19 protein-coding genes and 1 pseudogene are annotated in these 21,743 nt (G+C 39.1%); 3 read left to right on the plus strand and 17 right to left on the minus strand.

Annotated elements, in window-relative coordinates:
- Window positions 1–36: 36 nt before the first annotated feature.
- The 4 genes from AB6D07_RS01050 to AB6D07_RS01065 form a co-directional block, all read right to left on the minus strand.
- Window positions 37–339, minus strand: coding sequence for an Arm DNA-binding domain-containing protein (locus AB6D07_RS01050; protein WP_017103394.1), 303 nt, complete (start codon window positions 337–339; stop codon window positions 37–39).
- 216 nt (window positions 340–555) lie between these two features.
- A complete protein-coding gene (groL, locus tag AB6D07_RS01055) occupies window positions 556–2,202 on the minus strand; it encodes a chaperonin GroEL (protein ID WP_017103395.1) in 1,647 nt (548 codons plus the stop codon).
- A 52-nt stretch (window positions 2,203–2,254) separates the two neighbouring features.
- Entirely contained in the window at window positions 2,255–2,545 is a 291-nt protein-coding gene (locus AB6D07_RS01060) for a co-chaperone GroES (protein ID WP_004733324.1), read from the minus strand.
- 181 nt (window positions 2,546–2,726) lie between these two features.
- Complete coding sequence (locus tag AB6D07_RS01065; RefSeq protein ID WP_372091615.1) at window positions 2,727–3,851, minus strand: LPS O-antigen chain length determinant protein WzzB; 1,125 nt, start codon at window positions 3,849–3,851, stop codon at window positions 2,727–2,729.
- A 156-nt stretch (window positions 3,852–4,007) separates the two neighbouring features.
- Between AB6D07_RS01065 and AB6D07_RS01070 the strand changes: the two genes are divergently transcribed.
- Window positions 4,008–5,363, plus strand: a complete 1,356-nt coding sequence (locus tag AB6D07_RS01070; protein ID WP_029222990.1) for an MATE family efflux transporter — start codon at window positions 4,008–4,010, stop codon at window positions 5,361–5,363.
- Window positions 5,364–5,426: 63 nt separating this feature from the next.
- On the opposite strand, the gene gpmM is transcribed toward AB6D07_RS01070, so the two are convergent.
- Complete coding sequence (gene gpmM, locus AB6D07_RS01075; RefSeq protein ID WP_017103398.1) at window positions 5,427–6,959, minus strand: 2,3-bisphosphoglycerate-independent phosphoglycerate mutase; 1,533 nt, start codon at window positions 6,957–6,959, stop codon at window positions 5,427–5,429.
- Between the two features lie 252 nt (window positions 6,960–7,211).
- On the opposite strand from gpmM, the gene wecA reads away from it, so the two are divergent.
- The gene (gene wecA, locus AB6D07_RS01080) at window positions 7,212–8,276 is read left to right on the plus strand and encodes a UDP-N-acetylglucosamine--undecaprenyl-phosphate N-acetylglucosaminephosphotransferase (protein ID WP_017103399.1); all 1,065 of its coding nucleotides are present in this window, start codon (window positions 7,212–7,214) and stop codon (window positions 8,274–8,276) included.
- Window positions 8,277–8,585: 309 nt separating this feature from the next.
- Window positions 8,586–8,972: pseudogene (locus AB6D07_RS01085) on the plus strand (integrase core domain-containing protein); the annotation flags it as partial.
- Window positions 8,973–9,026: 54 nt separating this feature from the next.
- On the opposite strand, the gene AB6D07_RS01090 reads toward AB6D07_RS01085, so the two are convergent.
- The 12 genes from AB6D07_RS01090 to AB6D07_RS01145 all read right to left on the minus strand — a co-directional run bounded on the left by AB6D07_RS01090 (window position 9,027) and on the right by AB6D07_RS01145 (window position 21,742).
- Window positions 9,027–10,193, minus strand: a complete 1,167-nt coding sequence (locus tag AB6D07_RS01090; RefSeq protein ID WP_017103400.1) for a nucleotide sugar dehydrogenase — start codon at window positions 10,191–10,193, stop codon at window positions 9,027–9,029.
- 24 nt (window positions 10,194–10,217) lie between these two features.
- Window positions 10,218–11,399 carry a mannose-6-phosphate isomerase, class I gene (gene manA, locus AB6D07_RS01095; protein WP_017103401.1) on the minus strand — a complete coding sequence of 394 codons (1,182 nt, stop codon included), beginning with the start codon at window positions 11,397–11,399 and terminating at the stop codon, window positions 10,218–10,220.
- A 3-nt stretch (window positions 11,400–11,402) separates the two neighbouring features.
- Complete coding sequence (locus AB6D07_RS01100; protein ID WP_017103402.1) at window positions 11,403–12,851, minus strand: phosphomannomutase; 1,449 nt, start codon at window positions 12,849–12,851, stop codon at window positions 11,403–11,405.
- On the minus strand, window positions 12,842–13,585 hold the full coding sequence (locus AB6D07_RS01105) for a WecB/TagA/CpsF family glycosyltransferase (RefSeq protein ID WP_017103403.1): 744 nt from the start codon (window positions 13,583–13,585) through the stop codon (window positions 12,842–12,844). The genes AB6D07_RS01100 and AB6D07_RS01105 overlap by 10 nt, the downstream gene beginning before the upstream one ends.
- 41 nt (window positions 13,586–13,626) lie before the next feature.
- Window positions 13,627–14,550: a hypothetical protein gene (locus AB6D07_RS01110; RefSeq protein WP_139137585.1), complete on the minus strand. Its 924-nt coding sequence runs from the start codon at window positions 14,548–14,550 to the stop codon at window positions 13,627–13,629.
- A 284-nt stretch (window positions 14,551–14,834) separates the two neighbouring features.
- A complete protein-coding gene (locus tag AB6D07_RS01115) occupies window positions 14,835–15,977 on the minus strand; it encodes a glycosyltransferase (protein ID WP_017103405.1) in 1,143 nt (380 codons plus the stop codon).
- The gene (locus AB6D07_RS01120) at window positions 15,977–16,750 is read right to left on the minus strand and encodes a glycosyltransferase family 2 protein (protein ID WP_017103406.1); all 774 of its coding nucleotides are present in this window, start codon (window positions 16,748–16,750) and stop codon (window positions 15,977–15,979) included. Before AB6D07_RS01120 ends, AB6D07_RS01115 begins: the two co-directional genes overlap by 1 nt.
- A gap of 11 nt (window positions 16,751–16,761) precedes the next feature.
- Window positions 16,762–17,697 carry a glycosyltransferase family 2 protein gene (locus AB6D07_RS01125; RefSeq protein ID WP_017103407.1) on the minus strand — a complete coding sequence of 312 codons (936 nt, stop codon included), beginning with the start codon at window positions 17,695–17,697 and terminating at the stop codon, window positions 16,762–16,764.
- Complete coding sequence (locus tag AB6D07_RS01130; RefSeq protein ID WP_017103408.1) at window positions 17,694–18,545, minus strand: alpha-1,2-fucosyltransferase; 852 nt, start codon at window positions 18,543–18,545, stop codon at window positions 17,694–17,696. The genes AB6D07_RS01125 and AB6D07_RS01130 overlap by 4 nt, the downstream gene beginning before the upstream one ends.
- A complete protein-coding gene (locus AB6D07_RS01135) occupies window positions 18,532–19,767 on the minus strand; it encodes a hypothetical protein (RefSeq protein WP_017103409.1) in 1,236 nt (411 codons plus the stop codon). The genes AB6D07_RS01130 and AB6D07_RS01135 overlap by 14 nt, the downstream gene beginning before the upstream one ends.
- 90 nt (window positions 19,768–19,857) lie before the next feature.
- Window positions 19,858–21,267: a mannose-1-phosphate guanylyltransferase/mannose-6-phosphate isomerase gene (locus tag AB6D07_RS01140; RefSeq protein WP_017103410.1), complete on the minus strand. Its 1,410-nt coding sequence runs from the start codon at window positions 21,265–21,267 to the stop codon at window positions 19,858–19,860.
- A gap of 4 nt (window positions 21,268–21,271) precedes the next feature.
- On the minus strand, window positions 21,272–21,742 hold the full coding sequence (locus tag AB6D07_RS01145) for a GDP-mannose mannosyl hydrolase (protein ID WP_017103411.1): 471 nt from the start codon (window positions 21,740–21,742) through the stop codon (window positions 21,272–21,274).
- Between the last annotated feature and the right edge of the window lies 1 nt (window position 21,743).

Genomic DNA, 21,743 nt, shown 5'->3' on the forward strand with positions numbered 1-21,743 from the left:
AGAAATACGCGAAACGGGGTTGTTCTATCTTTAAATTTAATTACGCAACAAAGCCCTCTTACTACGCTTCCTCTCCCTTCTCTCATCCATGGGATTAATACCGTTCACTAACGATGCTCTTGCTTCCGCTGCTAATTTCCGGGCTTCTTTGAGGGGGACGGAGGGGTACTTTCCTAGCGCCATCTCTTGGTACTTCGATGAGTACCTAAAACGAAAGCGCCAGAGTTTTGAACCGTTCTTTTTTATAAATAAAAACAATCCATTACCATCAGATCTCTTTACCTGAGACTGACCTTCAGGACACGATAAGCTATCTATTTCCTTTACTGTTAGTGGCATTCACAGCTCCCATGAGGGGTATTAAATGAGGGGTATTACCAAAATATACCACCAAATTTGAGAGTTAGGAAACATACGATACCCCGCATTACCCTCACGATTTTCATAGAACCAGCTATACACCCTTGGACTTTACTAGACGATAAATATTAAAAAAGCCCGTAAACACTGGGCTTACGAGCTCTTAATGGACTTTACTGGATTAAGTCAGGTCGTTTACATCATACCGCCCATGCCACCCATACCGCCCATGCCACCCATATCAGGCATTGCAGGAGCTGAATCTTGAGGCTTGTCTGTCACCATCGCTTCTGTTGTGATCATAAGACCAGCAACTGATGCTGCGAATTGTAATGCAGAACGAGTTACCTTAGTTGGATCTAGGATACCCATTGCAATCATGTCGCCGTATTCGCCAGTTGCCGCGTTGTAACCGTAGTTACCTTCGCCAGCACGAACATTGTTAGCAACCACTGATTCTTCATCGCCTGCGTTCTTAGTGATTTGACGGATAGGCGCTTCCATCGCACGTAGTGCAACACGGATACCTACGTTTTGCTCCTCGTTGTCACCTTCAAGGTTAGCCACTTTAGATGCAGCGCGGATAAGTGCAACACCACCACCAGCCACCACACCTTCTTCAACTGCAGCGCGAGTTGCGTGAAGTGCATCTTCTACGCGGTCTTTCTTCTCTTTCATCTCAACTTCAGTCGCAGCGCCAACTTTGATTACTGCAACACCGCCAGCTAGCTTAGCTACACGCTCTTGTAGTTTCTCTTTGTCGTAGTCTGACGTTGCGTCTTCGATCTGTTGACGGATTTGAGAAACGCGACCTTGGATCATCGACTCTTCACCCGCACCATCGATGATGGTTGAGTTTTCTTTAGTGATAGTAATACGCTTAGCTTGACCTAGATCTTCTAGCGTTACTTTCTCAAGGTCTAGACCGATCTCTTCAGAGATAACCGTACCGCCTGTTAGGATAGCGATATCTTGAAGCATAGCTTTACGACGGTCACCGAAACCAGGTGCTTTAACCGCAGCCACTTTCACGATGCCACGCATGTTGTTCACAACGAGAGTTGCTAGCGCTTCGCCTTCTACATCTTCAGCGATGATAAGAAGTGGACGAGATGCCTTAGCAACTGCTTCTAGAGTCGGAAGAAGTTCACGGATGTTCGAAACTTTCTTGTCGATTAGAAGAATGAATGGGCTTTCAAGATCAACAGAACCGGCTTCTTGGTTGTTGATGAAGTAAGGAGATAGGTAACCGCGGTCGAACTGCATACCTTCAACTACGTCTAGCTCGTCTTGCAGAGCCTGACCTTCTTCAACCGTGATAACGCCATCACGACCTACTTTTTCCATCGCTTCAGCAATGATATTACCTACTGTCGAATCAGAGTTCGCAGAGATAGTACCTACTTGAGCGATAGCTTTCGTGTCTGAACAAGGAACAGAAAGGTTCTTCAGCTCTTCAACAGCTGCGATAACCGCTTTGTCGATGCCGCGCTTAAGATCCATTGGGTTCATGCCAGCAGCAACCGCTTTTAGGCCTTCAGCGATAATAGACTGAGCCAACACTGTAGCTGTAGTTGTTCCGTCGCCCGCCGCGTCATTCGCTTGCGAAGCCACTTCTTTAACCATTTGTGCGCCCATGTTTTGGAACTTGTCTTCAAGTTCGACTTCACGTGCAACAGAAACACCATCTTTAGTGATCGTTGGTGCGCCAAATGATTTGTCTAGAACAACGTTACGACCTTTAGGACCTAGCGTTACTTTTACTGCGTCAGCCAGAACGTTTACACCTTCTAGCATTTTAATACGTGCGTCGTTACCAAATTTAACGTCTTTAGCAGCCATCTTAATTTCCTTTAAAATTCTTTATTCAGTCAGTTCAGTTTTATGGGTCGGATTACTCAACGATCGCCATGATGTCGTTTTCAGACATAATCAGAACTTCTTTGCCGTCGATTTTTTCAGTTTTAGTGCCGTAGCCTTCAGAGAAGATAACGGTATCGCCAACTTTAACGTCCAATGGTTGTACTGAACCATTTTCTAGAATGCGACCTTTGCCAACAGCTAGAATTGTACCGCGCGTTGATTTTTCAGCAGCAGAACCAGTTAGAACGATGCCACCAGCAGATTTAGATTCAACTTCTTGGCGCTCAACGATAACTCGGTCGTGTAGAGGACGGATATTCATCGGTCGTATCTCCTGATAATTTCCATTTAATATGATAGTTGCCACGATTGGCATGGGTTAATCAGTATGTTGGGGCGATGTGGAAGAACCCAAGGGGGGAGATGGACTTTTTTGTGAGGAAACTCAAACAACAATAAATAAGAAAAAAAATGGCTAGTGAAAAACACTAGCCATTTAAAATTTAATCTTCTTTTCCAAACGCAAAGCGTATTAGAACAATCGCAACCCCAAGCATACCACCTAACAAAGTACCAAGTACAACGATTAGAGCTCGCTTCGGCTTATCTTGAGTGGTTGGTTGTTCGACATTACTTAAATAGCGAAATGCTTGAAAATCAACGGTTCGATCGATTTTAATACTATCGAACATGTCTAACTGAGCCGTTATTTGTTGAAGGCGAGGCTCCAAAACAGTGAGATTTTTTACAGACTCCAAAATTTTGATTTTTTCTTGCAAAGCTTTTGAACCAAGTTCAATTGCATAAAAATCTCTTGCATTACCACTTAAAAGAGGGGTATCTACACCGGCTGCTTTGGCAATTTTCAAAGCAGACTGCGCGCGCTCGATTTCCGCGAGCAACCTGTTTTTAGCCTTACCTTCAAGAACCGTTTTTTGCTGGATCAACTCGTTACGCTCACCGAAAACGAGAGCTTCAAGATGCTCAAATGCATCCTCACGAACTTGAAGCTCAGTAAAAGAAATATAAGATCTTAATAAATCAAAACTACTTTCTTTGGTCATGGATTGGAAAGTCAGAACATATGGTGAATTTTTGTCCTTCTTATCTATCTGTGACGCAGAGATCTTTTCGAACCATGCAATGTACAACTTACGGGTAGCATCTTCAGTTATTTCAGAAGCACTCGAAAAGTGATTGTCTTTAATATCTTGAAATTCGGAGCTTTCATTTAAGAAAGCTTGCTTATTATTACTTGAATTAAATAGATCAACAAACCGTTGAAATATGACCTGAGAATCAACTAAAGAATCGAGCTCTTCACTACCTCTAGCTAAGCCATTTGATTGATAAATAGAGAAAATAGGTTGGAATTGTTTCACTTGTTGCTGATACATAACTCTGTCTTGAAGTTCAGCTTTTGTAATCTCGGCTTCAGAAGACCACCATTCTTGAGCCAGTAAAGCAAAACCAATAGCACTAGACGTAAATAAAGCCGTAACCAAAATAATTAAGAGCTTACCATCCCACAAAGCTTTAAAAATCTGTCTGAGGTCGATCTCATCATTTGGAATGTACATCGGCGGATTTTGTTGGGTATACGACTGTGGTTGTGTGTGCTGCTTCACTGTAAATCTCTCAAAATATCGAAATTGATAACGGCAGAATCCTATCACACCGTATACCGTTAGTAATGTGTGAATTGTAAACTTTATGAAAGCGATCTTCAGACTATTCACAATTCACTGTACTCTACTCATATTCTAGTTCAAACGGCGTTTTACATGCAAGATAAGCACGGGCTTTTAACGGCCCCAATAGCAGACACATTGCGCACCATGACCATACCGACCATTTTCGGTATGGTGGCGATCTTGATGTTTAACCTTGTCGATACCTTCTTTATCTCATTGCTCGGCACACAAGCACTCGCAGCGGTGAGCTTTACCTTCCCTGTCACCTTCGCCATAAACTGCATTACCATGGGTATAGGCATTGGCTTGTCGACATGTATTGGAAGATTACTTGGCCAAGGCTGCGCACAAAATGCAGCTCGTTTTACCTGCCACGGTTTATTGCTTGCTGTGCTGCTTGTTGGTTTTGCATCAACACTAGGGCTTTTCACGCTAGAGCCTATGTTTACTCTGTTAGGTGCTGAACCTGAGTTACTGCCACTGATATCCGAATACATGTCGGTCTGGTATTTAGCGATACCGCTGCTTGTTATTCCGATGGCAGGCAACAGTGCCATACGAGCAAGTGGCGATACAAAAACACCCGCCAAGATCATGATGCTAGCCGGCCTTATTAACGGTATTCTCGACCCACTGCTGATCTTCGGTTACGGGCCTTTCCCTGAGCTAGGGATTCAAGGCGCAGCCATTGCCAGCGGATTCAGTTGGTTTGGTGCGTTGTGTGGCTCACTGTATGTATTAACCATAAGAGAAAAGCTGCTTGCTCCGCCCAAACTAAAAAACCTCATCGATGACTGGAAACAGATCTTAACCATCGGCACACCCGCCGCTCTTTCCAATGCCCTGAATCCAATTTCTGGCGCCATTATCATGATGATGTTAGCCAAACAAGGAACCGAAGCTATAGCTGCTTATGGTGCTGCCCAGCGTATCGAGTCAATTTTGATCATCGTACTAATGTCTTTAACCTCCGCCCTCACGCCTTTTATGGCGCAAAACTTTGGCGCTAAAAACCCACAGCGTAGTTTCCAGGCTCTGTTCTTAAGCATGCGTTTTGCTGTGCTATTTCAAGGCTTGGTTTTCTTAATGATGGTGCCGTTAAGCATCCCTTTGGCCGCTCTATTCTCTCAAGAAGAATCCGTGCGAGGCATTTTGTGGCATTACCTGTTAGTTGTCCCGTTTAGCTATGGGTTCCAAGGTATTGTGATGATGCTGATTAGTGCGATGAATGCTATGCATCAACCGCTAAAAGCCTTTCAATGGAGCTTCATGCGCTTGTTTGTATTCACCCTGCCTTTCGCTTGGGTAGGAAGCAAAATTGATGGTGTCGAAGGACTGTTTATAGGCTTAGCTTTAGGGAACATTGTCGGCGGTGTTTCAGGGTATTGCTTTGCGCTTCGTGTTAGAAATAAAACAGATGCGCGGAATAAAGGTTCAAAAATCTAAAAGGCAGATACAAAAAAACGACCACACTCACGTGCAGTCGTCCTAGTATTCGATGAAACGTTATTACTTAACTAAAACATCACCTGACATTTCTGCCGGAATCTCCACACCAGCGAGAGAAAGCATCGTTGGTGCTAGGTCAGAAAGCTTACCGCCTTCTTTGAATTCAACGTCTTTGCTACCTACGTAGATAAGTGGAACTGGTAGGTTAGTGTGCGCAGTGTGGATGCCGCCCGTTTCTGGGTTTACCATCATTTCCGCGTTACCGTGGTCAGCAGTGATAAGAAGTTGACCATCGGCTTCTTTGATTGCTTCAACCACTTTACCAAGACATTCGTCTAGTGACTCTACGGCTTTAACCGCTGCATCGTAAACGCCCGTATGGCCAACCATGTCACAGTTAGGGAAGTTACAAACGATAGCGTCGTATTTACCGCCTTTGATTGCAGCAACTAACTTTTCAGTTAGCTCTGGTGCGCTCATTTCTGGTTGTAGGTCGTACGTTGCGACTTTTGGAGAAGCAACAAGCTGACGCTCTTCGCCTTCGAACTCGTCTTCTTTACCGCCGTTGAAGAAGAACGTCACGTGCGCGTATTTCTCTGTTTCAGAGATACGTAGCTGCGTTTTGCCTTCTTTCGATAGCCATTCGCCGTAGGTGTTCTCTAGAGAAGCCGGTGGGAATGCACATAGAAGTGGGATATCTGCTGCGTATTGAGTCAGCATCACGAAGTCGATCGCTGGGAATACGTTACGCTCAAAACCATCGAAATCAGCAACGAATGTGCGAGTGATTTGACGAGCACGATCAGCACGGTAGTTCATGAAGATAACCGCATCGCCATCTACGATAGCAGCTGATTCTTCGCCTTCCGCTTTAAGTTCAGTTGCTTTAACGAACTCATCGTTTTCGTCACGAGCATAAGCCGCTTCTAGGCCGGCAACCGCTGTGTCGAATGTGAACTCTGCTTTTGCTTCAGTTAGAAGATCGTATGCAGTTTGAACGCGATCCCAGTTGTTATCACGGTCCATTGCATAATAACGACCAACCAAAGAAGCCACGCGACCTTTACCTAGTTTCGCGAACAAGTCTTGGAAACGTTGCAAAGAGTTTTCTGCACTACGTGGTGGCGTATCACGGCCGTCTAGGAATGCGTGTAGGTAGATTTTCTCTGCACCACGCTCTGCAGCCATTTCAACGGCTGCATAAATGTGGTCTTCATGAGAGTGAACACCACCAGGAGACATAAGTCCCATGATGTGTACTGCTTTCTCGGCTTTCACTGCTTTATCGATAGCATTGACTAACACTTCAGTTTGAGCGAACTCACCATCTGAAATTGACTTAGTGATACGAGTAAGATCTTGGTATACCACACGACCTGCACCGATGTTGGTGTGACCCACTTCAGAGTTACCCATTTGGCCATCAGGTAGGCCTACATCTAAGCCAGAAGCTGAGATTAGCGTGTTAGGTTGGTTAGCAATAAGACCGTCTAATACAGGTGTATTAGCGTTCGCGATAGCGTTGTCTTGGTTGTCTTCACGGTAACCGTAACCGTCAAGGATCACTAGAGCCATTGGCTTCTTAGCTGACATAGGACTGACCTCGTTCAATTCAAAATAAATCGGTATAAAAACAAATTAACGTAATTTTACTACAGTTTACAGTCAAAACTGTAGCGGAAGATCAAGAAAGACACTTATCTATGTTAATAGACAACACATAATCAGGTCCCAAGCAAAGGACAGGCTTATACACATAGTTCATACATTGCTTCAGGATGCTTTTATATATAAGCCAAATATATTAGACTGCTGGTCAAACATACAACATATTCAGGCGAAATCGTGCTAATCCCACTCCTTGATCTATTTTTTCTATTTTTCTTTTCTCTTGCGACACTTTTCACCCTGCGTAAGTTTGCTAAAAAAGTAGGTTTAGTCGATAAACCCAATGCTCGTAAACTTCATAATGGTGCCATCCCCTTAATAGGCGGTATTTCTATATGTATCTCCTTACTCTACTTCCTGCTTAACAACCCTGGGGTTCTACCAAATACCGAACTTTATGCTGCATGTGTTGTCATACTTGTTGGTGTCGGCGCTCTAGATGATAAGTTCGACTTAAGCTTCAAGTTACGCTTCGCTATTCAAGCAGCTCTATCTGTCGCTATGATGGTCGTAGGGGGAATAGAACTAAATACGATTGGGGATATCTTAGGCTCAGGAGAAGTAGTAACGTTAGGCTGGTTTGGCTATTTGGTTACAATTCTGGCTGTTGTTGGTGCGATTAACGCCTTCAATATGGTCGATGGGATAGATGGGCTTTTAGGAGGGCTATCTATTGTAACGTTTGGTGGCTTAGGTGTAATGCTAAATTATGATGGACAACATAATTTAGCGTACATCTGCCTAGTTTTAGTAGTGATAATTACACCATACATTCTACTTAATCTAGGTGCTTTCGGAAAAAAAAGAAAAGTGTTTATGGGCGATGCCGGCAGCATGCTAATTGGGTTTACAGTTATTTGGTTACTATTACTTTCGAGTCAAAATGGAACTAAGCCACCGTTACGTCCGGTAACAGCACTTTGGTTAATCGCAGTACCATTAATGGATATGGCTGCAATAATGATTCGAAGAGTAAGAAGAGGTAGCTCTCCTTTTAAACCTGACCGAGAGCATTTGCATCATATATTCCAAAGATTGGGCCTATCATCAACACAAACACTTATAGTTATTTGTTTAATAGCAGCTCTATATGCTGGAATTGGAATATACGCAGAGATGGTGAACATTCCAGAATATATAATGCTGTATGCTTTCTTATTATGCTTTGTTATCTACTTAACCTTATTAAGCAACATTTGGAAGATCACTTCATATATTAGAAGGCTTTTCAATGTGGATTAGCTTTGATTGTATAGATTACCAATCAGGGCAAGACTATAAAGCTCCTTGCTCTGAAAGGACTTGCGAAAGGTAGCTATTGCTACGGTTCGTTTTTGCTTTATTTTGGTTCATCGCGGATTAGCGGGAACTCAAAACAAAACGGTAGTAACTGATATGGTTAGTCGCCAAAAAAAAATCATACACAAACTGCCGTTTCCATAGCGAATCATACTTTCCTATCTTCATTCTAGGAAGGCTTTCAAATAGTAAAGTCTCACCTGTAGTGGCATAGTTAATTTGGCCACCTGATTAAAGGTGTTAAAATGCACCTCGTACACAACAGGTAACGTGCTCAAAATGGAACATGAGTCATGCGGTAAGCCTTCTAATGAGTTATTCCACAGCGATCAAGGCTGTCATTGTACGAGTACGCAAGTACCGCCAAACGCTCTGGCAATATCAGATTAAACAGAGTCTATCTCGACGAGGAAATTGCTGGGATAACAGTCCAATGGAACACTTCTTTAGAAGCCTAAAAACTGAGTGGGTACCAGCTTCTGGCTTCAATAGTTTATCGGAGGCTTGGAAGAGCATTGTTGCTATATCATTAGGTATTACAGCCAAATCAGACCGCATCAGTACAAAGATGACCGAACACCGAATGAATCGGAGTGGCTGTACTGGGAAACTTATAAAGCGGTGGCCAATTTTAGTTGACCACTACAAGGCAAAACGGTGTGTGTTGAATCTATATAAAATAACTAGGCGACCTTAATCTGAACCAAATAGATCACGAGTGTACACTTTGTCTTTGACTGTTGCTAACTCTTGAGTCATTCGATTTGAGACAATAATATCGCAGCTTAAAATAAACTGCTCGAAATCGTTAAGTACTAATGAACGGAAAAACTCTTTTTCTTTAAGCTCCGGTTCAAACACCACCACTTCAATACCTTTCGCTTTCAAGCGTTTCATAATGCCTTGAATACTGGAAGCTCGGAAGTTATCAGAACCAGATTTCATTACTAAACGATAAATACCTACACGCTTTGGATTACGCTTAATAATAGAATTAGCGATAAAATCTTTACGGGTAGTATTAGAGTCGACAATCGCACCAATAATATTATTCGGTACATCAGAATAGTTAGCACGAAGTTGCTTGGTATCTTTTGGTAAGCAGTAGCCACCATAACCAAACGAAGGATTATTATAATGCGAGCCAATGCGAGGGTCTAAACACACCCCATCAATGATTTGGCGAGTATTTAAACCGTGTGATTCCGCGTAAGTGTCTAGCTCGTTAAAATAGGCGACGCGAAGCGCCAAATAAGTATTAGAAAACAATTTTACCGCTTCAGCTTCTGTCGAATCAGTGTAGAGAGTTTCAACGTCTTTTTTTAACGCCCCTTCTAATAGCAAGTTCGCAAAAACTTCACCTCGCTCAGAACGTTCACCAACTACAATACGTGATGGATGCAAGTTGTCGTACAACGCTTTTCCTTCACGTAAAAACTCTGGCGAAAATAATAAGTTTTCGCACGCGAGTTTTTGTTTAATCCTCATAGTATACCCTACTGGCACGGTAGATTTAATCACCATCACCGCGTTGGGATTAATCGCCATGACATCTTTAATAACCGCTTCGACCGAAGAGGTATTGAAGTAATTTGTTTCAACATCATAATCAGTAGGAGTAGCAATAATGACATAGTCCGCATTGGAATAAGCTAATTTCTTATCAAGAGTGGCGGTAAAATCTAGCTCTTTGTTGCTAAGAAAGTGGGTTATTTCATTATCTACAATGGGAGACTGTTTGTTATTTAGCATTTTGACCTTTTCAGCAATGATATCAACGGCCACGACTTGATGGTTCTGAGCTAATAACATAGCGTTAGATAGGCCAACATAGCCTGTTCCTGCAATTGCAATTTTCATATTACCTAACCAAATATTTATGTTCTAATTGTAAGCCCTAGCAACTCGCCCTTCACCTCGATAAGTATACTTCTGTGCAGAGTAGGGAATAAAGACTGACTCTCCAGGAGAGATACTTATTGATCTATCTTGGGACTCTACAACGATATTAGCATCAATACAGAATAAAATTTCCGCACTACGCACATATTGCTCTTGCTTCGCATTCGTTGCATGAAGGATATCAAAGCCAAAATCGTCAACAGGAATTGGGTATTGATGCTTGCCGTCTTTCAAAATTGGCAACATCTTAAGTTTTTCAAGTTTGAGTGGTGTAAACACTACATTATCGATCAACTCTAGAATATCAATATGCTTCGGTGTTAACCCTGCTCGAAGCACATTATCTGAACTTGCCATTATTTCAAGAGCTGTGCCTTGAACATAAGCGTGAGGAGTTCCGGAAAACAAGAACATAGCTTCCCCCGGTTCAAGTTCGACAATATTCAGAATAAATGGAGCCAATAAACCAATGTCACGTTCATAATATTTCTTGAACTCTTGACTATATTTGATTGCCTCGCGAGCCATACTAGACAAAACAGTTTTTTCATAAGCCGCTTCTAGTTGGGAAAGCACCTTATACTTTCGAGCCTCACTAAGAATCATAATCGAACTAAAGAACTCCCTTAGAGCTTTGTTGTTCGACTCTCGTTCGAGAATTGCGACCTCTCGCACAAGCTCATCAAGACAAAGTTCATTAAATAAAAGAACAATATGTTCGATTGGCCGGAAACCATTCATAGCCTTGTAGTGCGTTAAAGCATAAACAAATTCAGGCTTATGATTTGAATCTTTATAATTCCGAATAGAGTCCGTGAGAGCGATTCCTTCCGCATTCTCTCGAGCAAAACCCATTTCTGATTTATATTTGTTTGGGTGGACTTGAATAGACAGAGGTGTTTGAGCAGATAATACTTTAAACAAATAAGGCAATTCACCAAAGCGATTGGCCGTGTAACTACCTAAAAATCTATCTCTATTTTGAGCAATAGCATCAGACAGAAGTTGGCCAGTGTCATCAATGCGTGAGCAACCTCCAGAGTGCGTCCCCATCCATATTTCAGCTTGAGGTTCGTTATTAGGGTTTTCAATACCGAATAACTTTCTGATGGAAGTTTTGCTTCCCCAAGCGTAGTTTTGAACCTGATTCTTCAACTTAAACATAGCTTATATACTCAGCTCTCGAAATTTACTAATTGCAGCTAGGATATTATCAACCAACAATTTAGCTGTTTCGAAATCACTCGTTTCTGCATAACAGCGAAGCTCAGGTGCATTACCCGATGGCCTTAAATGAACAATAGTCGAATCTGAAAGTGACATACGCAGGCCATCAGTGTTGTCAATGTTAGAAACACTCACATTTTTAACACCTATACGCGAAAGCAACTCATCGGGGTTTTCTCGACCTTGTGCTAAGATTGCTAAACTTTTTTCTATCGCGAAGTCTTGAATACGATCGCTATGGTTAAATCGTTCAGGTAAAGCCATAACAAGTTCTTTAATACTTTTATTTTCCTGCTTAGCTAATAAAAGCAACATAAGTGCAGGTAAGACTGCATCTCGAGTTGGTAAAGATTTCAATAGCTTACCGTTCACTTCAACATCGCTCCCTAGTAAATAGCCACCATTAGCCTCAAAACCGGCGATGCTCTTGTATTGCTTAGCTAAGCGTTCTAATTCTGCGATCACATATGGAGAGCCAATTTTTGTCAACGATACACAGCTGAACTCCGAAGACTGAGAAATAATTGTGTTACAGCTAACAGGTATTGCCAACGCTTCAATTAGAAGAGCCTTTGAGCAAAGCAAACCTAAAATATCACCACGTAGCCACTCACCCTCTTCATCGGCAACTAATGGTCTATCACCATCGCCATCGGTCGAAAATATGAAATCCAAGTTATGCTCTTTCGACCAAGCTCTTGCTTTATCTTTGTCGGATTCAGCTACAGCTTCTGTGTCAATTGGTACGAACTCGTTTGTGCGCTCTAGTGAAAAAACCTCTGCACCCAGCGATTCAAATAAGCCTTGATAAATGTCTCGGCCTGCACTGGAATGCTCATAGATCCCAATTCTTTTCCCAACCAATAAGCTATTACCGAAAAGGCTTGTATAGCGTTCGACATAAAATTCACTCGCTTTATTATTCACAATTAACTCTGGAATAATAGTCAGTGGTGAAAAATCAACACTCGCGCTTAAAATTGCTTGTTCGTCAGTTTTTGTGATTTCACCATCAGGACGATAAAATTTAATGCCATTGCGATCAAAAGGAATATGGCTACCGGTGATCATAATACTAGGGATAGCATCTTGCTTAGCTGAAAATGCTAAAGCTGGTGTGGGAATTACACCATAAAAAATGGCAGTGAGTCCCATAGACTCAATTGCAGCAATAGTAGCCTGGGCCATTCTTGGACTACTTGGTCTATTGTCTATAGCAACAGCAACAGATTCGAATCTAAAATCTTTACTCGTATGGCAGATAAATGCACGCGTGAAAGCCTCACAAACTTGTGGTGTAAATTGCTCTACCAAACCTCGTGCACCACTTGTACCAAAATGGATGTTAGAGTTAGAAATTACTTCCAATGAATTTAGCACTATTTGCATCCTTTAACCTTATCAAAAAACAAGTCGTACAGAAATATAGGGGCTGAAATAAACGTACGTCGCCATAATCGTTTAGGTTCTCCTACTAAACGAACTAACCACTCTAGATGAAGGTTTAGCCAAAACTGATTCGGACGTTTAATCGTTCCCGAATAAAAATCAAATACAGCACCTATACCAGATATAATATGTCCATCTAAACTAGAATAAATATCAGCTATAAGCTTTTCCTGTTTAGGTGCCGTTAAACCAACAAAAATAACATCCGGTGAAAACTTGTTGATACCATCTACAAATGTTTGTTTGTCTTCGTCAGAAAAGCATTCCTTATAAGGGGGTGATAGGCAATCAACTTTGATGTTAGGGTAATCGACAGAAACGCGCTTGGTTATTGCGTCAAGAGTCGTTTTCGTACTTCCTAAGAAGAAAACTTTCCCCCTCTTTATATCTAAAGCTCTCATTACCTCTAACAGCAAATCATGCCCGGCAATTTTTTCGATCCGTACACCATGCAATTTCCGAGCTGCGTATACAATACCACTACCATCAGGTATGAGAACATGTGATTCTAGTAAAGCCCTTCGAAACTCAGCATCATATTTAGCAACGGAATACGAGTGCGGGTTAATAGTATTAATAACTGTCAGTTTATTGGAATCAAATGCTTCACTAACTATAGAAGTTACCGGTTTAGATGCAACCTGATATCCTAATATTTTAATATTTTTCCCCATTAATGGAACCTTTAATCAATAAAAAACAAATAACATACTGATCATGTCAACTTCTCTTTGTTATCAACATAATATTTTACCATGTACAATACAATTGGAAAAATCGCACCTTCAATCTGACATAGAATCGCCAATGCCATACTCCAAATCAATAAATATCTATATTTTTTAAAATCTCTCACCCAAAACAAGATAGAAAGAAATAAAAAACAAAAACCTACAATCCCTCGTTGAAAGACCTTTATCAAAAATGAAGTGGAATCACCCTCAAAGATGGCATCAGCTCCAAATCCAAACAGTAACTTTAAAAAGCCTCCATTAAAAAACTGCTCACTAAAATTGCTCCATGTGCCACTACGAGTATTGCCTACAAAGCCCCTTGAAGGGTCGTAGTCTAATCGATATAAGAATAAATCGTAAAACAAATTATAATTGATGAGGAGAATAGAAATAACCAAAACAGCCACAATCAACCTAAATAAAATCAATCTAAATGTTAGATTCTTACAATTTATAAACCAAATAACTGAAGCCAGAAATAAAAGTACAATAAACAATGCAGACAAAGATAACAGGCCAGCAAAAACATAAATCATAATCCTAGCTGCATGATACTTTGTCTTTTTAAATAGAAGAAGCTCAATAGATATTAAGAATATTACATATAAGCCCAAAGTTCCTGGTTCCCAAAATACAGAAGAGAACCTGGAAAAAACCATCCCATTAATAGTGATATTAATCCATGCAGGAGTATACGACAATCCATATATCGAATTATACCCCATTAAGTTTGCATGATCTGACGCATGAACAATAGAACTACTACTGACTAAACCAATTATCGATAGAGCATAAAGCACTATACCTAGAAGAATAACAACAGCCAATATTGCATTATAATAACGCAGTGTTAAATAGATTGTTTTACTTTCAATGAGCAAGGCCAAAATATAAAACATTAACATAATTGTTCCTATTGGGAACAATGCTTGTGAAAATGAATCTATCGTAGTAAACCGCGTGATATTAAATAAGAAGAAGGAAATAGTAAAACAAATCACTGCGAGAATGCGGGATAACTTAGGCTTTTCTATGTTACAGAAAAGTATTTTGTATATTACAAAATAAGAACCCAAAAGAAAAAGAAACAGGTTTGCGATTAGCCCATTTCCGTCTAACGAGTAAACCATAAACTTCGAGGATAATAATAACATTAATGTTATTATAAAGGCCTCATATTTGTATTTATTCATGATATGATAAATGATTTTATTTTTCTATAAGATGATTCTTTAGAATATAAACTAGAAATTGAAAGTAGCCTGGTTCTTTTTTTTAAAATGCTATTATGATCTATCTCTGATATGGTTTGAGATATTGATGCACTATCAAAAGAAGTTGACCAACCTATACCCTGCGTTATTACAAAATCTGAGGAATCCGAATGTCCAATAGCAAGAACAGGTAATCGCGCCCCTAAATAGTCGAATAGTTTATTTGGCATTTGAGCTGTATGTGATATAGGTAAAACTCCAACATCGCAAGTAACTAGTACTTCAACAACCTCTCTTGGTTTAAGCAATCCTGAAAATGAAACTCTGTCGGTTTTCGCTAGAGTTTCATACTCCACCTGTTTACTACCGTTACCGATTATGACGAGTTCAATATTACTATTTTTATTGACCTCTAAAATAATACCACTAAGATCAAACTGAGATTCTAAATAACCTACATATACTAGTTTTATTTTACTATCAGAGCCTTGTAAGCGCTTCAGTTGATATGAATCTCCCCATCGAGTTTCATCATAACCTAAAAACCCAAAACATTGGTCTTTATTACTAAGATCATATCGGCTTATCCAATTAGAAAAGGAAGGCGAAACGTAGATATATTTGTTTTCCTCTTGATTTATGAACAATGACACTTTATATAATATATTACAATAGCTACTAAAAATTTTTCCTGTCGTTCCTTTAATGGGAAATGCATCAGGCCATATATCTCGAACATCAACAATGCAATGAACCCCCTTTATTTTTGCGATTAATTTGGTTAAAAGCAATAATTCAGGAGGAATACTAGATACAAGTATCTTATCTTCTGACTTAACATTTAATACCAGATATATAAAGAAAGAAAAAGCAGTAAACCAATGAGCAATAAGTCTTCTTACCGAGAGATTGCTAGAGTAAGGAATTGTAGGCAACACTTTAATATTATACTGACTAGCTAGAAAGAACTGTTTTTTGTCCAGTAATTTCTTTTTCCCGTGACTGAACCTTGTCGTAACTAGCGTACATTGCTTACCAAAGCTGTTAGCTAAAAAAATATTTCTTGTTCCCCGACCTTCTGCTGGTGATTCGTAAGGCGACAGTATGTGTAAATGCATCAGTTTATACCTTTAATAAGAAATCTAACACGAGAAATAAAGCCCACTTCCTTATCACACCTAATGGACCATCGGATTAATAGAAAAAATCGCCAATAGAAAGGCAAATATTTTAGTAGCTGGCCTCTAGCTTTATAGTGTCCTTCAGAAATTTTTAAACGCTGATCCATTTTAGTTGTATGAAGAACAGCCACTATTTCACTGAAAAAAAATCTTGCCTTTCTCTTTAAAAGATCCAAAACAAAAATGTTTTCTTCTGTACAAGGAAACTGAGTCCCTAAACCTACATTCTCTTGAAACTTTATGCCATTTGTTGTTATATATTCTTTTGAAACAATCAACTCTATCGAACTTACTTTCATAGCCATGATTTGTGAATTTTTGTAGCCCGTCAAATTTTTTTGGTATTCTTTATAAAAATCTGTTGGTTTTTCTAAACTGCCTATACGAACTGTCATAGCGTCTGGAGATTCTTCTTCTAAAAATTCAAGTACTTCTTCAACACCACTCATAACCAGTTCTACATCGTCATCTAAAAACCATATGTAATCCGTATTAGATTTTTCTATAGCCCGATTTCTACTTCTACTTATGCCTTTTTCTTTATAAATATGTACTTCTCCACGGTTCAAATTCGGTAGTTTATGACCTTTATTTTGTAAATTTTGCACGATAACAACAATCGAAATTTTTGGCGATAATTCTATTCTATTTAAACGTTCAATTAATGAGGGGGCAGTGTGTAGTAAAGTAGAGAATGCTAAGGTCAACATATCAAAATATCCTATTTATACCAAAACAATTTATAAAGCTTAAACATCACTTTAAACCGATTAAAAGAATATCTTATTAAAAATAATAATTTCTTTTTATTGTATGACAAAAACCTATATGCGAGAATTATTTTTAAATGTTCGCTCTTGTCAATACTAGTCAAACGGTCTTCAATATTAAGATATTTTCTAATGTTTCCTTTAGTCACATTAGGAAACAATAATAATTCAATTTCTTCTTTACCTAGAATACTGCCAATTCTTTCAAAAAATATATACTCGGATATTTTTTGGTGATAGTAAAGCTGTCGGTTTTTATTTGAAGTTGATTCTTGATTGGGGTGCGTTCGATACATTGTTCCATAGAACGATATGTTAGTTAGTTTTCCTATCTTTGAAATCTGATAAAGATAATCGTAATCTTCAGCTGACTTTAGCTCAACGTTGAACCGTATTTGGGGTGTTACTCTTTGCATAAATGTTGGGAAGCCAATTGGACTTCCGAATAAGAGCTGCTTATCTACGACATCGCTACATCGAAACTTTCTAACTTTTCTTTTTTGACTCCCGAAGACTTTGTACCAAGTCCCACAGCCTATAATTTTTGAGTTTAAATCAAGAAATCTTACCTGCTCTTTTATTTTATCATAATGATAGAGGTCATCTGAATCACACCAAGCAATATATTTCGCATCATGTGGCACGTTACGCAATAGTTCGTTTCTAGTTGCAATAACGCCTTTATTTTCTGTTCTATTGATGTATAGGATCTTTTCATTTGTTGATGCGAAGCCAGATATCAAATCATGCGTGTTATCAGTTGAACCATCGTTTATAATAATAATATCTACATTTCTATATGATTGATTTAATATAGTTCGAATTGTATCAGCAATATATTTTCCACAATTATAGGCCGGAATCAAAACAACCACTTTACAGCTCATAGATTTATCCATTCTTTTGATTTAATATAGCTAGCTCGTTGTTGTAATTCCTTTTTTTTGAACCATTCCTGAGGACAAATTACTTCTTTTTTTCTACTAAGTAATGCAGCCCAGAAGCTAAAGGTACTGTTTGCAATAATTCCTTTCTCATGTTTTGACATAAGATATAATTCCAATATGTCTAAGTATTGAAAATTCGTCTCAAATTCTGATATTTTTATCGATGAGCTTCCAAAACTGTATATGTTTTTTTTTACCCATTCGATATCGTTCGTAAATATTCGAAAATTATTACTATTAGAATGCTTCATCGCTTCAATATAGTAATCCATTGACGTAACACCATGATGTTTAATTGCATTCTCTGACATATAGTCACCACGTCGAACATGAACAAAAGTCTCAGAGTATTCATCAGTACAAAAGTCGAAATCTTTAGCTATTCTTTCTAGCGCATCTGAAAAAATTCTTTTATATTTATTTGCCAATGAATAGCTTTGGAAGTATCCCATGTAGTATTTAAATTCACTTTCGGGTAGCTCCCCCCATGTAGAGTTATTCTCTTGGTAAAAATGACCTCTAAATATTGTAGATAACAAGTTCGCTTCTTTACGCCTAACTCTATCTCTTGACAACACTCCGCCACAACGAAGACGTTCAAGATATGTACATTCGCCAAAGTCAAAATCACAATACTTAAGGAAAAAGCGAACTTTCTCGGCTTGATGTATAGATAGACCGCTGTAATCTAGCTTCACATCGACTAAGTATGTCTCTTTTAGCTGAAGGGCCATACTTAACTGAAATAGTACATTCCCTAACCCGCCATTTAAATTAACTATTTTCACTTTGACCCTTAAGATTGTAAAAAAATGAACAAACCAGACAAAGGAAGATTATAACGCACATTAATTGCGAAATATTCACCAATGTAAGACTAAAAGTAATCGATTTATATAACACAATAGCAAGAATTATAGACATCATCGAATTGACTATCAGCTGAACCTTATTTTTGTTTACCACAAGGTTATATTGAAAGACTGCATTCAGTAAGCAACGAAAATAGTCAAACATAGCACCGTAATAAAGATACAATAGACCATCAGCATAACTTTCTGATATAAACCCACTATATATATACTTACCAAAAATAAGCAAAAAAATCAAAAGTAACGTGTGAACACTTCCAATTTTTATAATATACTCGAGCCACTGCTGTTTTTTACTGTCTTTAGTCGGTGCGTTATACAAATCAGGCAAAAACACTGAAGAGAATACCTTTTCCGCAGCGTTTAAAAAACGACCACAAAAACTAAAACCCATAAAAAATAAGCCTAATTGCTCTAGGGCAATATAATTTTCCAACACAAGCCTATAACCTTGAGAGTTAAACCACTGAAAAGCTACAGCAAATGAAAGAGGAATGGAAAATTTTATCAAACCTCTAAAAGATAGCGAAAAAGAATCGACATTTATCTCTCTCTTTTCTCCATTGAATTCATTGTAGAGTAAAAAAACAATAAAAACTAAACCTTGAGCTAAGACTATACCTGCAATCCAAAATTCAAAAATTGGCTTGTAAATATTAGTAAGAAATATCGGAAGGCAAAAGTTAAATATACTAAATAGCAAAGATGCCAGTATAAATTGTTTGCGTCGCTCTATAATATTTAAGGCTGGTATCAAAGTTTGATACACTATTCCAAATCCAATAGAACATGTAAATATTAAGAAAAACAACGTGCTATCAATACTTTCAAGTGAATTTATTTTAGAGTTTAATAAAAAACAATAAGAAACCACACCTATAAGTAATGAATATGCCAACTCCCATTTTATTAGTTTGAAAAGTTTTTGGTTTTCGAAGGCATTTTTGCTATTAACTAAAAGGTAATTTTGAATAGGAGATATCAAAAACCAAGTTGCACCTTGTGTGATTGCTATAAACAGCCCCATTTTTGCGAATTCTTCAGGCGAAAGAATATCAGATGCTAATTTTATCAGAAGAAACGATAAAAAAACCTCTAGAGCTCGCGTTAATAATACTCCCAACTTCAAAATACTCATGCCTGCAATTCTATTCGCAATATTGGTTTTGTCTCTCGACTAATCATACTCGATGTCGAATCCTTCGTTTGAGCAAATTCACAGTGCATACTATTGGTGCCCACTTTCATATTCTTCAACACGAAGAATGTCATCCTCATCCAGATAACTGCCAGAACGAACCTCAATAAGATGTAGATCTACTTTACCTGGATTTTCAATTCTGTGCGATGACCCGAGAGGAATGTAAGTTGATTCGTTTTCGCTAAGTAAAAAACTCTTACCACCACAAGTTACATTAGCCGTTCCTTGAACGACAATCCAATGCTCTGCTCGGTGATAGTGGAGTTGTAATGCCGTCTTTTCACCAGGTTTAACTCGAAGGTGTTTAACATGATAGCGCTCGCCCTCTGCGATTTCGTCGTGAGATCCCCAAGGGCGATATACTTCTCTGTGTTGTTGCACTTCACGCCGGTTCATTTCTTTTAATTGGTTTACAATGCTTTTAACATTTTGAACATTATCTTTATCTGCCACCAACACCGCATCTTTAGTTTCAACTACCACCAAGTTATCGACACCAACAGTCGAAATCAGTTTGTCTTGTGAATACAAATAGCAATTTGAGGTATGTTCTGTCAAAATATCACCGATCGTCACATTACCAGCTTTATCTTTTTCGGTTACTTCCCACAAAGCGCTAAAAGAACCAACATCACTCCAACCTGCATCCATTGGAACAACTAAAGCGTCTTCAGTTTTTTCCATCACCGCATAATCAATAGAATCATCAGGACACGCTAAAAACGCCTTTTCATTTAACCGAATAAAGTCTAAATCAGGCGTTGAAGATGCGATCGCTAATTCACAAGCAGATAGAATACTTGGATGGAAGGCTTTCAATTCTTCTAAATAACGGGAAGCTTTAAAAAGGAACATACCGCTGTTCCAGTAATACTCTCCCGATTTAACATAACTTTGTGCAGTATCAAAGTCCGGCTTCTCAACAAATTGCTCGACATTAAATGCCGATTCAGTGAAGCCAGTTCCTTTTTTTATATACCCATATCCTGTTTCAGGCTTAGTCGGCACAATACCAAAGGTAATCAATTTACCGAGATTTGCTGCTGGCATTGCTCGCTCTACCGATTGAACAAATGCATTTTCATCTTTAATTACATGATCAGCAGCTAAAACTAGTAAGAGTGGATCATCTCCACTTTTAGTTGCTTGCAGCGCAGCTAGCGCAATAGCTGGAGCAGTATTGCGACCAACAGGTTCAAGAACGATCCCACCGTGCTCAAATTCACGCTGACGTAACTGCTCTGCAACAATAAAGCGATGCTCTTCATTGCAAATAAAAATAGGCTTGCCATGCTCAAGTTGCTCTAATCGAGCAACTGTCTCTTGGAGCATAGTTTTATCACTCGCAAGGCTAATGAACTGTTTGGGGTATAGGCTACGAGACAATGGCCACAAACGACTGCCTGAACCGCCAGCCATAATAATAGGTAATAACATACAACTACCTTAATGAAGTATTTTTGAAATAAGCTTTAGTATTTTCGTGCACCATGTCAGATGACAACAGTTCATCTACTGTCCACCATCGATACTCGCTGTGTTGCTCCATGGGGAGTAACTTAATTGCAACATCCAATGTAAACTGATAACCGAGAACTACATAATGAGTCGAAAAATCAGCACCTGAAAAATTGTCATCGTAATGATGCTCATATGCACCAATGAATGAAGCTGAATCAATTGAAATAGCTTCGCCAAGTTCAGCTTGAGTAAGGCGTCTAAAGGAATTTTCGAAATTTTCGTCTTTGCATATACGCCCACCAGGCACAAACCAATATCCTTGCGCAGGTCGATTATTTCGATAACCTAGCAATATATTGCCTTCCTCGTTAAAAACAACAAAGTCCATAGAGACTAGAGGCGTAGATGCAACGACTGTTTTAAATGTATCAATAGGAAGTCGTTGCTTCATA

It is taken from the genome of Vibrio sp. 10N.239.312.C11, assembly GCF_041466065.1.
In the GTDB taxonomy this organism is placed as follows: Bacteria; Pseudomonadota; Gammaproteobacteria; order Enterobacterales; family Vibrionaceae; genus Vibrio; species Vibrio tasmaniensis_A.